Source organism: Kocuria rosea subsp. polaris (genome assembly GCF_001483755.1).
Lineage (GTDB): Bacteria > Actinomycetota > Actinomycetes > Actinomycetales > Micrococcaceae > Kocuria > Kocuria cellulosilytica.
This window is the reverse complement of the sequence record NZ_LQBK01000005.1, coordinates 23600-38203: the sequence shown is the minus strand read 5'-3', so window position 1 is coordinate 38203 and position 14604 is coordinate 23600. Positions and strand designations below refer to the sequence as shown.

The following is a 14604-nucleotide window of genomic DNA, read 5'->3' as shown; positions in this document are numbered from 1 at the left end:
ACAGTCGTCCGGGGACGAGGCACCGGACCCGGCCGAGCCGACAGGCGGGCCCAAGCGCCCGGCAGCCGGCGGACGCGGGCGGACCGTCAGCCCGGCAGCACGGCAGAAGGCCATGAAGGCGCGGATGGACATGGGCGAGGCCCTGCGCAACACCACGCTCGTGAGCCGGCCGTCCGACATGTTCTTCCTGCCGTCCGGCGCCACGCCCGAGGCCGACGGCGCCGCATCGGCACCTGCCGCTCCGACGCCGGAGCCCTCGGCCTCGACCGAGACGACGGCCACCGAGGTCCCGAGCGAGACTGCTGCCACGGACGCTTCGGCGGATGTTTCACGTGGAACGGCCGCGTCCGCCGACCAGGCCGCCGGTCGGCAGGGCGCGGCCAGGCGTTCCCGTGCGGGGAAGAGTGGCACGGAACGGTCGACGTCGGAGATCCCGGCCGAACTCGAGACCGACTCGAGCTCCCGCGCCCCGGAGGGCCCGGCCGAAAACGCTCCCGGAAACGAGGGCGCCGAAGCACCGGAACCGGCCACCCCGGCCTCCGGCGGTGCGGCGGACCCGGCGGACCCGACGAACTCGCCGGCCTCGACCGCCTCGGCCGATAATGGCCCGGCAACGTCCGGCCGGAGCCGGACCGAGGATGTTTCACGTGAAACGGACGCGGGGGCCGAGGAGCTGGCCGCAGTGCCCGGGGCCACCTTCGCGGAGATCCCCGTCGCCTCGATCCACCCCAACCGCAAGCAGCCGCGTCAGGTGTTCGACGAGGAGGAGCTCGCGGAGCTGGCGTACTCGATCGGCGAGCTGGGCGTGCTGCAGCCCATCGTGGTGCGCTCGAGCCGTGAGGACGGCGAGCAGTCCTACGAGCTCGTCATGGGTGAGCGCCGCTGGCGGGCCACTCAGCGTGCCGGACTGGCGACCATCCCGGCGATCGTGCGGGAGACGGCGGACGACGCGCTCCTGCGGGACGCCCTGCTCGAGAACCTGCACCGCAGCCAGCTGAACCCGCTCGAGGAGGCCGCCGCCTACCAGCAGCTGCTGGAGGAGTTCGGCACCACGCAGGAGGAGCTGTCCCGGCGCATCGGCCGCTCGCGCCCGCAGATCAGCAACACGATCCGCCTGCTCCGGCTGCCGCCCCTCGTCCAGCGCCGGGTCGCGGCCGGTGTGCTCTCGTCAGGACACGCCCGAGCCCTGCTCTCCCTCGCGGACCCCGCGGAGATGGAACGGCTCGCACAGCGGATCGTGGCCGAGGGCCTGTCCGTGCGGGCCACCGAGGAGGCGGTCCAGCTGGCGGGAACGGGGGAGCGCAAGCCGCAGCGGACGCCGGCCCCGGCCGGGCGGCACAAGGAGCGGCTGGACTACATCGCGGACGCCTTCTCGGACCGGCTGGACACGAGCGTGCGGATCGCCCTGGGCGCGCGCAAGGGGAAGATGACCATCGAGTTCGCCTCGGTGGAGGACCTGAACCGCATCATCGAGGTGCTGGATCCGGGGATCGAGCGCAACTAGCACCCTCCGCGTACGCCAGAGCCCCGATGTTCCACGTGGAACATCGGGGCTCTCGCACACCGTGGCGGCCGGCCGGCAGGAGCCGGCGTCAGCGGCCGTTGTACTCGGCGACGTCGTCCACGCTCATGGTGCCCGTCGGGACGTCGTCCTCGGCCAGCAGGAACATCCGCTGCAGCCCGAAGACGACCGCCTCGGCCAGGTGGCTCCGGTGCTCGGGGTCGCCGAGGGCCGCACGATCGGCAGAGTTCGAGAGATAGCCGAGGTCGAGCCAGATGGTGGGGGCGTCCTGCGACCTCAGCAGGTCCCACTGCCGGGCGTGCGTGCCGAGGTCGAGGGCTCCGGTGCGGGCCACCATCTCCTTGAGCACGAGCACCGCAGCGCGTTCGCCGATGGGGGAGTAGATCTCCGATCGGTCCTGCTCGCCCCAGTAGTACGAGGCGACCCCGCCGGCGGCGGGGGAGGCGTTCCAGTCGCAGTGCAGGGTGACCACCACGGAGTCCGAGCGGCCCCCGGCGACGACCTCCTGGGCCGAGGCGGCGGTCCGCACCGGCTCGCCGCGGCGGTCGCGCAGGTCCTGGCCGGGGGATACGACCACGGGGTCGGCGCCGATCTCGCGCAGCAGCTCGAAGGCGCGGAGGGCGACGTCACGGGTGATCCCGTCGGCGCGCTCCCGGAAGTCCGCGGCGGCGGAGGCCGGCGGCTGCTGCCCGGCGGCGCCGGAGGGGACGAGCACCACGGGGCGGCCGCGCAGGGCGGAGGTGGCCCGCTCGAGGCGGTGGTACTCGCGCAGCGAGAAGGCCTTGGACGAGGTGATGTTCTTGTTGATCCGGGCCAGGGCCGCAATGGTCTCCCGGTCCACCACTCCGGTGGCCGGCAGGCCGAGGCTCTGCTGGAGCTCCGTGACCGCGTGGTGCGTGCTGCTGCTGAAGACGCCGTTCAGATGTCCGTAGTAGAAACCCAACCGGGAAAGGTTGTGCTGAAGCTGGTTGACGTCGTCGCCCCGGAGCGGACGGTCGTCGTCCGCGTAGAGCGGCCGGTCACCGAGGGCGTACTGCGCCTCGTTGAGGCACCGGTCCGTCTCCGGGCCCACCAGGCCGTCGACGATCAGTCCGCGCTCCTGCTGGAACGCGCGCACGGCGGCGTCGACGTGGTCGTCGAAGTAGGAGGGGTTGTTGACGTCCTGCGGCGCGAGATAGGCCACGGTGACGCCGGCCCGCAGCAGTCGTTCCCGCAGGCTCACCACCCGCCGGCTCGTCATGGTCCGGCGCAGCATCGGTTCGGTCTCGTCGTTGTTCACGGGTGTCCCACGGGTCGGAAGGGTCGGCAGGGTGCCAGGACGACGGCTCGTCCGCCCCTCCCCAGCGGGGGAGGGGCGGACGAGGCCGCGGTGCCGAGGAGGATGTCGGTGGAACCGTTCAGTTCCCGGCGACGAGGTAGTCGGCGAACTCCTTCTCGAGGGCGCTCTTCGGCTTCGCGCCGATGGCCTTCTTGACCACCTCGCCGCCGGAGAAGAGGTAGATGGCGGGGATCGAGGTGATGCCGTACTGGGACGCCACGGCGGGGTTCTCGTCCACGTTGAGCTTGACGACCTCGACGGCGTCCGCGTGCTCGGCGGCGATCGCGTCGAGGACCGGGCCGACCATGCGGCAGGGGCCGCACCACTCGGCCCAGAAGTCGACGATGACGGGCTTGTCCGACTCGAGGACCTCGGTGCGGAAGTCTGCGTCGGTGACGTTCTTGGCGGCGCTCATGTTTCTCCTTGTCCGGGCGGGGGGCCTGCGGTCTGCGGGCCCTGGCCGCTCTGGGTGGAACGTGCGGGAGGCGGAACTGGTTCGATTATGACCCATGCCGGCCGGGGCGCCGTGCGTCCCGGGGCGGGCCGGCTCAGCTGTGCAGGACCGAGCGGTCGTGCAGGGCGGCGAGGTAGTGCTCGGCGTCGACGGCGGCGACGCACCCGGAGCCCGCCGCCGTGATGGCCTGGCGGTAGGTGGCGTCCACGACGTCGCCGGCCGCGAAGACCCCGGCGAGGCTCGTGGTGGAGCTGCGGCCGTCCACCGCGATGGTGCCGTCCACGGTCAGCTCCAGCTGGTCCTGGACGAGGGCGGTGCGAGGATCGGAGCCGATGGCGACGAACAGGCCGGTCACGGGCAGCTCCGTGGTCTGCTTGGACTCCGTGTCGCGCACGGTCACGGAGCGGACCTTCTCCTCGCCGTTGATGCCCACGACCTCGACGTTCCACAGGACCTCGATCTTGGGGTCCTCGAAGGCGCGCTGCTGCATGATCTCGGAGGCGCGGAAGCTGTCCCGCCGGTGGATGATGGTGACCTTGGAGGCGAAGCGGGAGAGGAACGTGGCCTCCTCCAGAGCGGAGTCGCCGCCGCCCACCACCGCGATGTGCTGCTCCTTGAAGAAGAAGCCGTCGCAGGTGGCGCACCAGCTCACGCCGTGCCCGGAGAGCCGCTTCTCGTCCGGCAGGCCGAGCTCGCGATACGCGGAGCCGGTCGCGAGGATCACGGCGTGGGCGCGGTGCACGGAACCGTCCTCGAGGGTCACGGTCTTGATCTCGCCCTCGAGCTCGAGGGCCACGACGTCCTCGTAGCGGATGTCGGCGCCGAAGCGCTCCGCCTGCTGCTGCATGTTCGACATCAGCTCCGGGCCCTGGATGCCGTCGATGAATCCCGGGTAGTTCTCGACCTCGGTCGTGTTCATCAGCTCGCCGCCGGCGGTCACGGACCCGGCGAACACGATGGGGTGGAGGTCGGCGCGCGCGGCGTAGACCGCTGCGGTGTACCCGGCGGGGCCGGACCCCACGATGATCACCTCGTGGACGGCCCCGTCGTCCGCGGGGGCCGTCGGCTCGCCGGTCGAGGGGGCGAGGTTCAGGGCGTTGATCACGGGACCGAAGTCGGGGCTCACTGTTCTGCAGACCTTCCGTACAGGGAGCGGCCGGGCACGCCGACCGCAGGGACCACTGGCACAACGGGGCGTGCACGGCGGATATTCCGGTGCCGGGCCCGCCGTGCCGGGCCCGGCGGGGGACCGGAGGCCTCAGCCGAGCTGGATCTCGCCGATCCGCAGGCCGTGGTCGAACCCGGCGATGGGGTTCGTCAGCTGCGGCAGCTGCGTCCAGTTCACGATCACGTACTCGTGCTCCCCGTCCCGGGCCGCCGCCGAGAGCGGAACGGTGATCTCCGGGCCGGTGAAGGAGCCGGAGGCCACCTGCTCGGCGCCGTCCAGGCTCGGGGCGTCGTTGACGTACACGTCGAACATCCCGCCCGACCCGGACGACTGGTCGAGCTGCAGGGTCTCCACCGGTGCGGGCTCCTCGAGCTGGACCGCCAGGCCCACGCTCGGGGTCTGGTTGCCGAAGTTCTGGTCGGAGAACCCGTAGCTGATCCAGAAGGTGGACGGGTTGCCGTCGATCGTCTGGCCCAGCTGGGCGTCCTGGTCGGCCATGAAGCCCGGGTCGGTGGGCACCACCCGGGTGACGGCACGGGGCTCCGGCTCGGCGGCCGGGGCCTCCGGCTCCGGGCTCGGCCGCGTCTCCTCCTGCGCGCCCTGCTCCTCCGCGGGCGCGCTCACGGCCGGCTCGGGGGCGTCCGCCCCGGCGAAGAGCCCGCCCAGCCGGTCGAAGCTGAAGACCACGGCGCCGACCAGCAGGGCCAGGAGCAGGGCCAGGAGCAGCAGCAGGCCGCTGCCGCCCTTCCGGGTCTGCGGCGCGGTGTCCTCCTTCCGCGGCGGCGCGGCCGCGGCGGGCTCCTCCGGGCGGGGGGCGGTGCCCGGGGCCGCGCTGCGGTAGCTCTCGAAGCTCTCGGCGCTCTCGTAGCTGTCGTAGCGGTTGTCGCCGTCGTAGCCGGGATCGATGTCCGTCCCGGCGGTGCGGACGGCCGAGGCCGCGGTGCCGCTCGCCGCCGCCCGGTCGAAGAGTGTCGAGCGGGTCGAGGTGGCGCTGACCCGCACGGGCCGGCCGAGCCGGGTGCGCACCGAGGGCGCGGGCGCGGCGTCGTCGTACGAGTCGTCGTCCCGCCACCGGGTGACCTTGGGCTGGGGCGCCGCGCCGCCCAGGTCGTCGGAGGGCTCGGTCGCGACCACGGGCGCCGGGCTGGTGGGGGCGGGCTCCTCGTACACGTAGGAGCCGGTGCCGCCGCCGCGCGGGGCCCCGAAGATGTCGTCGCTGAGGGACTCGTCCTCGACCTCGTCCGGCTCCACGAGCAGGGAGTCCAGCATGTCCGCGGCCGGGGTGTACGAGGTCACGAGGTAGGTGTGCGCCTCCGCCTGGCCGAGGTCCAGGATCTGGAAGGGGGCGCCGATGCTGCCGTTGGCCATGGAGCGGGCGTTCTCCACCAGCAGGGACGTGTGCCGCTCGGCGGGCAGCAGGATCGAGACGCGGCGGCCGAGGATCTGGTCCTGTCCCTCGAGCACGTGGTCGCCCTCGGCGGTGGCCAGCACGTCGGAGACGACCTTGTAGCGGCCGCCGAGGACGGAACCGAGCTTCATCGGTGCGGGCACGTTGGCTCCCTGGGGGTCGGGAATTCGCGGAGGGGGCCGGAATTCGCGGGCGGGGGTGGCCGGCGGGGCAGAAGGGGTGTTCCTGACCCACGTCACCGACCACTCAGCACCTTACCGGTCCCGGCGCTCCGGGGCCGAGAGCTCCGTCACACGCTCAGCGGCCCAGCCGGGCGAGGACCGGGCGCACGAGGCTGTCGAGCTCCTGGACGCGGCAGAGCCGGAGGGCGCCCAGGTAGGCGATCCCCATGACGGTGCCGCCCACCGCGAGGGTCGCGATCGCCGTCAGCTGGTTCGTCCAGGGGAAGCCGTCGGGGTCGTAGCCGCCGAGCAGCAGGAGGGCCACCGCGCCCACCGCGCCGGCGAGCAGGGAGGCCGCGAGGATCCGGGCGTGGGAGTCCACGATGCGGGCCACGTCGTAGTCCCCGAGCCGGCGGACCAGGACCGCGTGGTAGATCAGGGTGCTCAGCACGTTCTGGGCCGCGTAGCACGCGGCGACCGCGAAGACGATGCGGTCCGGCGGGACGAAGGACCAGATCAGCAGGGCGCAGGCCACGGTGAAGAGCGCGACGCCGACCTGCACCAGGAACGGGGTGCGGGCGTCCTCCTGGGCGTAGAACGCCCGGCCGAGCATGAAGGAGATCGACATGAAGGGCGCACCGACCGCGATCACCGCGACCACCTGGCCGACCACGGCGCCCGCGGAGGGGACTCCGCCGCTGAAGAGCATGCCGAGCGGGCCGGCGAAGACCACGAGGGCGACCGTGGCGAAGACGGTGGCCACCCCGGTGATGCGCAGGCTCGAGGACAGGGACGCGACCATCCCGGCCCGGTCGCCGTCCGTGGAGGCCGCGGCCATCCGGTTGAACAGCACCGTGGCGATGGACAGCCCGATCACCCCGTGCGGCAGGGAGTACAGCATGGAGGCCTGGTTGAGCGCCGCCACGCCCGCGATCTGCTGCGGCGGGTCCATGGCGAGGTACTCCGGGCGGTAGCCGGTGGGGATCGCGGCGACCTTGGTCAGGGTCAGGAACGCGAGGTTGGCGAGGATCCCGGTGGCGAGGGTCCAGCCCGCGAGCCGCGCCGCGGTGGAGAGCCCGATGCCGCGCCAGCCGAACCTGGGCCGCAGCTCCAGTCCGAGCCGGCGCAGGGGCCAGAGCAGCACGAGGGCCTGGGTGGCGACGCCCACGGTGGCCATGGCCGCCAGCCAGAACGTCTTGGCCGGGGTCCAGTTCTCCAGGGTGTGCGGGTCCTGCTCGTAGGCGCCGAACTGCTGGACGAACACGAGCAGCGCCGCGATGGCCACCACGTTGTTGACCACCGGCGCCCACATGTACCAGCCGAAGGCGCCGCGGGCGTTCAGGACCTGGCCCACCACGGTGTAGAGGCCGTAGAAGAAGATCTGCGGGAAGGTGAAGAGCGCGAACGTCAGCCCGAGGGACAGCTGCGCCTCGGTCCAGTCGGTGCCCATGGTCCGCACGATGGGCCCCGCCAGCAGCACCACGACCGCGGTGACGCCGAGCAGGGCGAGCACGGCGAGGGTGAGCAGGCGGGAGATGTAGTCGGCCCCGCTGTCCTCGGCGGTCCTGGAGGCCTTGATGATCTGGGGCACCAGGACGGCGTTGAAGACGCCGCCCGCCACCAGGACGTAGATCAGGTTCGGCAGGGTGTTCGCGAGCTCGAAGACGTCGGAGACGGTCGTGACCGAACCGATGGCCACGGTGATGAGGACGACCTTGACGAACCCCAGCGCGCGGGAGACGAGGGTGCCCGAGGCCATGATGGCGCTGGAGGCCGCGCCCGAGCGGCGGGCCGGGGCGGCCGGGGTGCCCGTTCCGGCCGCCCCGGAGGGCTCCGCGGTCTCAGAGCTGGTGGATGATGTATTCACGGGCGATGTCGGCGATGCGCCGCTCGTTGGGGAAGGACAGCTTCCGGCCGAGGTCGTCGATGTCCACCCAGGCGACGTCCACCGCCTCGTGGTCGGGGTCGTTGTCCGTGGTGAGGTGACCGCCCGTGGCGCGCAGCAGGAAGTGGTGCACCGTCTTGTGCACGCGGTGGCCGGAGACCGTGAACCAGTAGTCGATGCTGCCCAGCGGGCTCAGCACCTCCCCGGCGATGCCGGTCTCCTCCTCGATCTCGCGGATCGCGGCTTCCTCGTTGCTCTCCTCGCCCTCGGGGTGGCCCTTGGGCAGGCACCACTCGAGGCGTCCGCCCCGGTTGATCCGGGCAATGATGGCCACCGGGTGGGACGGTGTGCCGAGGTCGACGACGATCCCCCCGGCGGAGACTTCCTCGACCGTGGGCAGCGCAGCGGCCGGCGCGGTCGGCCGCTTCTTCGGTGCGCTGGGTACGGGGAAAGCCATGCCTCCTACCTTGCCACAATCGCCCGCGCTCCCGCCGGAGCGCGGGAGGGGCTCCGGCGGCCGGTCCCGGAGGGGCCGCGGCGGCCGGGCCCGCGCCCCGCGGTCTGGAACAATGGGCCGCACCATGACGCAGCTCCCCGACACCTCCGCGATCCATCCCGCCGCCCTCGACCTGGGGCGGCGGTTCGCCGCCGCCGGCCACGAGCTCTCCCTCGTGGGCGGTCCCGTGCGGGACCTCTTCCTCGGCCGGCCCGCCCTGGACCTGGACTTCACCACCGACGCGACGCCGGACGAGACGCTCGCCGTGGTCACGGGGTGGGCGGACGCGGTGTGGGAGATCGGCCGCGACTTCGGCACCATCGGGATGCGCCGCGGCGACGTCCAGCTGGAGGTCACCACGTACCGGGCCGAGGCCTACGACGCGGACTCCCGCAAGCCGCAGGTGGCCTTCGGGGACTCGCTCGAGGACGACCTGTTCCGCCGCGACTTCACCATCAACGCCATGGCCCTGCGGCTGCCCGGCCTGGAGCTCGTGGACCCGCACGGCGGGATCAAGGACCTGCACGCGCGGGCGCTGCGCACCCCGGGCGCCCCGGAGGACTCGTTCTCGGACGACCCCCTGCGCATGATGCGCGCCGCGCGCTTCGCGTCCCAGCTCGACGTCGAGGTGGCGCCCGAGGTGCGCACGGCCATGGCCGGCATGGCGGAGCGGATCGGGATCGTCTCGGCCGAGCGCGTGCGGGAGGAGCTCGTCAAGCTGGTCTGCGGGCGCCGGCCCCGCCGCGGCGTCGACCTCCTGGTGAGCACGGGGCTCGCGGACGTCGTGCTGCCCGAGGTGCCCGCGCTGCGGCTCGAGACGGACGAGCACCACCGGCACAAGGACGTCTACCAGCACTCCCTGACCGTCCTGGAGCAGGCCGCGGCCCTGGAGTCGGGTCCGGACGGCCCCGTGCCCGGCCCGGACTTCGCGCTGCGCTTCGCCGCGCTCATGCACGACGTCGGCAAGCCCGCGACCCGGCGCTTCGAGGCGGACGGCGCGGTGAGCTTCCGGCACCACGAGGTGGTGGGCGCCAAGCTCACCGCCAAGCGGATGCGGGCGCTGCGCTTCGACAACGACACCATCAGGACGGTGAGCCGGCTCGTGGAGCTGCACATGCGCTTCTACGGCTACGGGGACGCCGAGTGGACCGACTCCGCGGTGCGCCGCTACGTCCGGGACGCGGGGGAGTGCCTGGAGCGGCTGCACCGGCTCACCCGGGCGGACGTGACGTCCCGGAACCGGCGGAAGGTGTCCCGGCTGGCCGCGGCCTACGACGACCTCGAGGCGCGGATCCAGGAGCTGTCCGCCCGCGAGGAGCTCGACGCCGTGCGGCCCGAGCTCGACGGCGAGCAGATCATGGCGGTGCTCGGCGTCCCGCCGGGGCCCGTGGTGGGACGGGCGTACAAGTTCCTGCTGGACCTGCGCCTGGACGAGGGGGAGCTGGGGCCGGAGGAGGCCGAGCGGCGGCTGCGGGCCTGGGCGGCGGACGCCCTGTGAGCACCCGCCTCGGCACCGGCACGGCCGGGCCGGTGCCGGCGGCCGGGCGCCCGGAGGCGCTCCGGGTGGGGCCGGGGGTGCTGGTGGGCTGCGCCCTGTACGCCGCGCTCCTGGCGTACCTGACCAAGCTCCCGTGCCGGCTGGTCACCTGGGAGCAGCCGGAGACCTTCCGGCAGCTCTGCTACTCGGACCTGCCCACACTGTATGCCTCCCGCGGCATGGCCGAGGGCCGGTTCCCCTACCTGGACGCCTCGGCGCTGCTGGAGTACCCCGTGCTGCAGACCGTGGTGGCGAGCGGCACCGGCGTCCTGGCCCACGCCGTCGACCCCCGCGCCCGTGTCCATGTCGGACAAGGCATATATTTCGACCTCAACGCGGTGCTCCTCGCCGCCGTGTGGGTGGCGGTCGTGCTGGTTCTCGGCCGGATGGTGGCGCACCCCGGCCACGCGGTGCTCGCGGCCCTGGCGCCCGCCGTGGTGGTCACCGGGTTCATCAACTGGGACCTGTGGCCGGTGCTGTGCACCGTGGCCGCCCTGCTCGCGTTCCGCCGGGACCGGTGGGCCCTGGGCGGGGTCCTGCTGGGCGTCGGCACCGCGTTCAAGCTCTTCCCGTTCCTGCTCCTCGGGGCGGTCCTCGTGCTGGCCGTCCGGCGCCGCGAGGCGGGGCCCGCGCTGCGGGCGGCCGCCGGCGCGGTGGGGGCCTGGGCCGCCGTCAACCTCCCCTTCGCCCTGCTGGACCCGGTGCAGTGGGGCTGGTTCTGGCAGTTCAGCCAGGACCGCGGCGCGGGCTTCTCCTCCGTGTGGCACTGGTGGAACGACGTCGCGGCGCCGCGGCTGGACATCCCGCTGCTCTCGGCCGAGGGGATCAACGTCCTGGCCCTCGGCGGCTTCGCCCTCGCCTGCGCCCTGATCCTGGTGCTGGGGCTCGTGGCGCGCGAGGAGCCGCGGCTGGAGCAGCTCGCCTTCCTGGTGCTGGCGGCGTTCGTGCTCTCCAACAAGGTGTACTCGCCGCAGTTCGTGATCTGGCTCGTGCCCCTCGTGCTCCTGGCCCGGCCCCGCGTCGGGGAGTTCGTGGTGTGGCAGCTCGTCGAGGTCCTGCACTGGGCGGCGGTTTTCAACTGGCTGGGCCACGTCACCGGGGGCGGGGAGGAGCTCGCGCTCGCCGAGGACGTCTACTTCACCACGGTGGCGCTGCACACGCTCGCGGTGGGCTACCTGGTGGTGCGCGTCGCGGCGGACGTGCTGCGCGGCCGCGGGACGAGCCCGTGAGCCCGCAGGGCGGCACGCCCCGGGGCGGGCCCGGCGCGCTGCTCGTGGGGCTGAGCCTCTACACGGTCATGACGGCCTGGCTGCTGCGGCTGCCGTGCCGGGTGCCCGGCCGGGGCGCGGCGGAGAGCCTCCCGGCGCTGTGCGCCACCGAGGTCGCCCCCGGGGAGCCCACCGGCGCGGGCGGGTTCTTCACGGGCGGCCCCGCGGGGGACCAGCCCGCCCTGGTCGGGATGATCAGCACGGTGCTCGGCTGGCTCGCGGACCGCGTCCCCGCGCTGCTCGGCACCGACGCGGGCCGGGGTGCGTCCGCCGACCTGTCGGTGCTGCTGCTGGCGGCGGCGTGGATCGGCACGGTGGCCGCGGTCTCGGCGCTGTCGGGCCGGCGCGGGGCGGACGCGTTCGTGCTGGCGCTCGCGCCGGTGGCGGTCCTGGTCGGCTTCGGCACGTGGAACCTGCTCGCCGTGCTGCTCATGGTGCTGGCGCTGCTGCTCCACGTCCGGGGCAGCCCGGTGCCGGCGGGGATCGTCCTGGGCCTCGCGGCGTCCGTGGCGCTGTTCCCCCTGGTCGTCCTCCTGGCCGTGCTGCTCCTCGCCGTGCGGTACCGGCAGTTCCGGGACGTCGCGCTGGTCCTGGCCGGGACGGCGCTGACCTGGGCGCTGGTCAACGGACCGTTCCTGCTCTCGGCGGGGGACCGGTGGGCCCGGCAGCTCAGCACGCCGTGGGCGCAGCCCGTGGCGGGCTCCTCGCCGTGGGGCGTGTGGGCGCGGGTGGAGCAGGCGCGCACGGGCGCGGCCCCGGATCCCGCGGGCGGGGACCAGTACGTGCTCCTCGCCCTCGTGCTGGGCTTCGTGGCGGTGCTCGTGCTGACCCTGCTCACCCGGCAGGAGCCCAGTGTCGTGCAGATCGCGTTCCTCCTGCTGGCCGTGCTGGTGCTCGCCGGCCCCGGCTACTCGCCCGTCCACGCGCTGTGGCTGGCCCCGCTCGTGGTGCTCAGCCGGCGCAACTGGCTCGAGTTCGCCGCCTGGCAGCTCGTGGAGGTCCTGTGGTGGGCCACCCTGGTCCTGCCCGCGTCGGTCTGGCCCGTGCTGCCGGGACTCGGCCCGATCGGCTGGGACGTGCAGGACCTGCTCGCCGCCGTGCGCGTGCTGCTGCTGGCGCTGCTCGTGGTCGCCGTCGCGGTCGACGTCCTCCGGGGCGGCCGGGCGCGACGGATCGGGCTGTCCGAGCCCGGCTGAGCGCCCCGGCACCGGCTCCGCCGGGAGGGGGAGAGCATCCGCGCCACGCCCGCACGGGCTCATCCTGCCGGTGGTGCCGCCCCGCGCCGGCTCTCCCGTAGGTTGGTGGCGGAGAAGAACGACGAGTGCTCGGGAGGAGCGCCGGTGATCGAGATCGAGAACCTGACGAAGACCTACGGCGGCAAGACGGCGGTGGACGACGTCAGCTTCACCGTGCGCCCCGGCAGGGTCACCGGGTTCCTGGGGCCCAACGGGGCCGGCAAGTCGACCACGATGCGCCTCGTCGTCGGGCTGGAGTCCGCGACCCGGGGCAGCACCCGGGTCAACGGCAGGCCGTACGCCCAGCACCGGGCGCCGCTCGCGGAGGTCGGGGTGCTCCTCGACGCGAAGGCCGTCCACCCCCGGCGCACCGCCCGCGCGCACCTCGCCGCGCTCGCCGCGACCCACGGCATCCCGAGGTCCCGCGTCCAGGAGGTCGTGGACCTCACCGGGCTCGGGGCCGCGGCCGACAAGCGGGTGGGAGGCTACTCCCTGGGCATGGGCCAGCGGCTCGGCATCGCCGCGGCCCTGCTCGGCGACCCGCACACCGTGATCCTCGACGAGCCCGTCAACGGGCTGGACCCCGAGGGCGTCGTGTGGGTGCGCCACCTCGCCAAGTACCTCGCCGCCGAGGGTCGCACGGTCTTCCTGTCCTCCCACCTCATGTCGGAGATGTCCCAGACCGCCGACCACCTCGTGGTGATCGGCCGCGGCCGGATCCTCGCGGACGCGCCCATCCAGCAGATCCTCGCCGGCGGCCGCACGCGCACCCGCGTGCGCACCACCGACCGGGCGGCGCTGCGCCGCGCCCTGCAGGGCGCGGACGCCGGCATCACGGAGTTCGACGACGACGGGCTGCTGGTCACGGGCCCGGAGCCGCGGCGGATCGCCGAGGCCGCGCTGGCCGACGGGGTGCTGGTCCACGAGCTGACGCCCCTCTCGGAGAGCCTCGAGGACGTGTACATGGCCATGACCCAGAACGAGGTCGAGTACCGCTCCGGCGGCGCTCCCGAACCGACCGACCCGGCACCCTGGGCGGGCGCCGACGCACGAACCGGAGACCGAGCATGAGCACCAGCACCTCGACCGCCCCCCGCCGGCAGACCGGCGCCCCGGATCCCGCCGGGCCATCCCGCCACGCGTCCCGGGTGCACCTGGGCTTCGGCCGGGTGCTGCGCTCGGAGTGGATCAAGTTCCGGTCCCTGCGCTCGCACTGGATCCTGCTCGGCATCGCCCTGCTGCTCTCCCTCGGCTTCGCCGCCCTCTCGGCCTCGAGCGCGCTGACCTTCATCGACTTCAACGAGCAGGCGGCCCAGGAACAGGTCGACGCGATGCTGGACGGCCGCAGCCCGGAGGAGCTCGGGCTCACCGAGGAGGACGTCCAGCAGCAGAAGGACGAGTTCGTCGCCCAGTCCGAGCAGCAGATGACGGAGGGCTCCGGGCTGTCCCTGCCGGACGGCATGGGCTTCGGCGAGTACATGGCCATGTCCAGCGCCAACGGCGGCCTGCAGCTGGTCATGCTGCTCCTCGGCGCGCTCGCCGTGCTGGCGATCGGCTCGGAGTACTCCACCCGCTCCATCCAGACGACCATGACCGCGGTGCCGCGGCGCACGCCGGTGATGCTCGCCAAGACGGCCGTGCTCTCGGCCGTCACCTTCGGGTTCGGGCTGCTGAGCGCCCTGCTGTCCCACCTGCTCGTGCAGCCGATCCTGGCGGGCGGGGACCTGGGGTACGACCTGCTGCAGGAGGCCGTGCTGCTCAACGTCCTGGCGGTGGGCGTCTTCTACATGCTCACGTCCTGGCTCGGCTTCGGCCTGGGCGCCCTGCTGAAGTCCACCACCTGGGGCATCGTGGTGCTCGTGGTGCTGCTGATGGTCCTGGAGATCGTGCTCTTCGCGCTCTCCTTCGAGTGGCTCGACGACGTCAAGCCGTACTCCCCGGCGGCGGCGGGCGCGCAGCTGACGGCGATGTACCAGCCCTCGGACGCCGTGCTGAACCACGTGGAGTCCGGCCTGGTCTACGGCGCCTGGGGCCTGGTGCTCGTGCTGGCCGGGATCCTGGTCACCAGGAGACGCGCGCTCTGACGACCTCCCGCCGCGGCCACGGCGCCGGCCCTACGATGTGAGCTGGTGGGCCGGGACGCGGCCCGGAC

Annotated in this window: 12 protein-coding genes; 6 read left to right on the top strand and 6 right to left on the bottom strand. The window is 73.3% G+C overall.

The window, feature by feature from the left end; translation table 11 throughout:
* Positions 1-178 precede the first annotated feature (178 nt).
* The gene (locus AVL61_RS18350; RefSeq protein WP_082696988.1) at positions 179-1504 is read left to right on the top strand and encodes a ParB/RepB/Spo0J family partition protein; all 1326 of its coding nucleotides are present in this window, start codon (positions 179-181) and stop codon (positions 1502-1504) included.
* Positions 1505-1592: 88 nt separating this feature from the next.
* Here AVL61_RS18350 and AVL61_RS05105 read toward each other — a convergent pair whose 3' ends face one another.
* The 6 genes from AVL61_RS05105 to AVL61_RS05080 all read right to left on the bottom strand — a co-directional run bounded on the left by AVL61_RS05105 (position 1593) and on the right by AVL61_RS05080 (position 8373).
* Positions 1593-2801 carry a peptidoglycan-binding protein gene (locus AVL61_RS05105; protein WP_058873285.1) on the bottom strand — a complete coding sequence of 403 codons (1209 nt, stop codon included), beginning with the start codon at positions 2799-2801 and terminating at the stop codon, positions 1593-1595.
* Between the two features lie 118 nt (positions 2802-2919).
* Positions 2920-3255 carry a thioredoxin gene (gene trxA / locus AVL61_RS05100; RefSeq protein ID WP_058873284.1) on the bottom strand — a complete coding sequence of 112 codons (336 nt, stop codon included), beginning with the start codon at positions 3253-3255 and terminating at the stop codon, positions 2920-2922.
* Positions 3256-3388: 133 nt separating this feature from the next.
* Positions 3389-4420: a thioredoxin-disulfide reductase gene (gene trxB, locus AVL61_RS05095; RefSeq protein WP_082696974.1), complete on the bottom strand. Its 1032-nt coding sequence runs from the start codon at positions 4418-4420 to the stop codon at positions 3389-3391.
* Between the two features lie 132 nt (positions 4421-4552).
* Positions 4553-6013, bottom strand: a complete 1461-nt coding sequence (locus tag AVL61_RS05090) for a hypothetical protein (protein ID WP_157571300.1) — start codon at positions 6011-6013, stop codon at positions 4553-4555.
* Between the two features lie 154 nt (positions 6014-6167).
* Positions 6168-7790, bottom strand: coding sequence for a murein biosynthesis integral membrane protein MurJ (murJ, locus tag AVL61_RS05085; RefSeq protein WP_058873282.1), 1623 nt, complete (start codon positions 7788-7790; stop codon positions 6168-6170).
* A gap of 82 nt (positions 7791-7872) precedes the next feature.
* Positions 7873-8373 (bottom strand): NUDIX domain-containing protein, encoded by a 501-nt coding sequence (locus AVL61_RS05080; protein WP_058873281.1) that lies wholly within the window; start codon positions 8371-8373, stop codon positions 7873-7875.
* A 124-nt stretch (positions 8374-8497) separates the two neighbouring features.
* Between AVL61_RS05080 and AVL61_RS05075 the strand changes: the two genes are divergently transcribed.
* The 5 genes from AVL61_RS05075 to AVL61_RS05055 all read left to right on the top strand — a co-directional run bounded on the left by AVL61_RS05075 (position 8498) and on the right by AVL61_RS05055 (position 14536).
* Positions 8498-9910, top strand: a complete 1413-nt coding sequence (locus tag AVL61_RS05075) for a CCA tRNA nucleotidyltransferase (protein WP_058873378.1) — start codon at positions 8498-8500, stop codon at positions 9908-9910.
* A complete protein-coding gene (locus tag AVL61_RS05070) occupies positions 9907-11178 on the top strand; it encodes a glycosyltransferase family 87 protein (RefSeq protein WP_058873280.1) in 1272 nt (423 codons plus the stop codon). The genes AVL61_RS05075 and AVL61_RS05070 overlap by 4 nt, the downstream gene beginning before the upstream one ends.
* A complete protein-coding gene (locus tag AVL61_RS05065; RefSeq protein WP_058873279.1) occupies positions 11175-12413 on the top strand; it encodes a glycosyltransferase 87 family protein in 1239 nt (412 codons plus the stop codon). Before AVL61_RS05070 ends, AVL61_RS05065 begins: the two co-directional genes overlap by 4 nt.
* A 144-nt stretch (positions 12414-12557) precedes the next feature.
* Positions 12558-13523, top strand: a complete 966-nt coding sequence (locus AVL61_RS05060) for an ATP-binding cassette domain-containing protein (RefSeq protein WP_058873278.1) — start codon at positions 12558-12560, stop codon at positions 13521-13523.
* Positions 13520-14536, top strand: a complete 1017-nt coding sequence (locus AVL61_RS05055; protein WP_058873277.1) for an ABC transporter permease subunit — start codon at positions 13520-13522, stop codon at positions 14534-14536. The genes AVL61_RS05060 and AVL61_RS05055 overlap by 4 nt, the downstream gene beginning before the upstream one ends.
* The last annotated feature ends 68 nt before the right edge of the window (positions 14537-14604 follow it).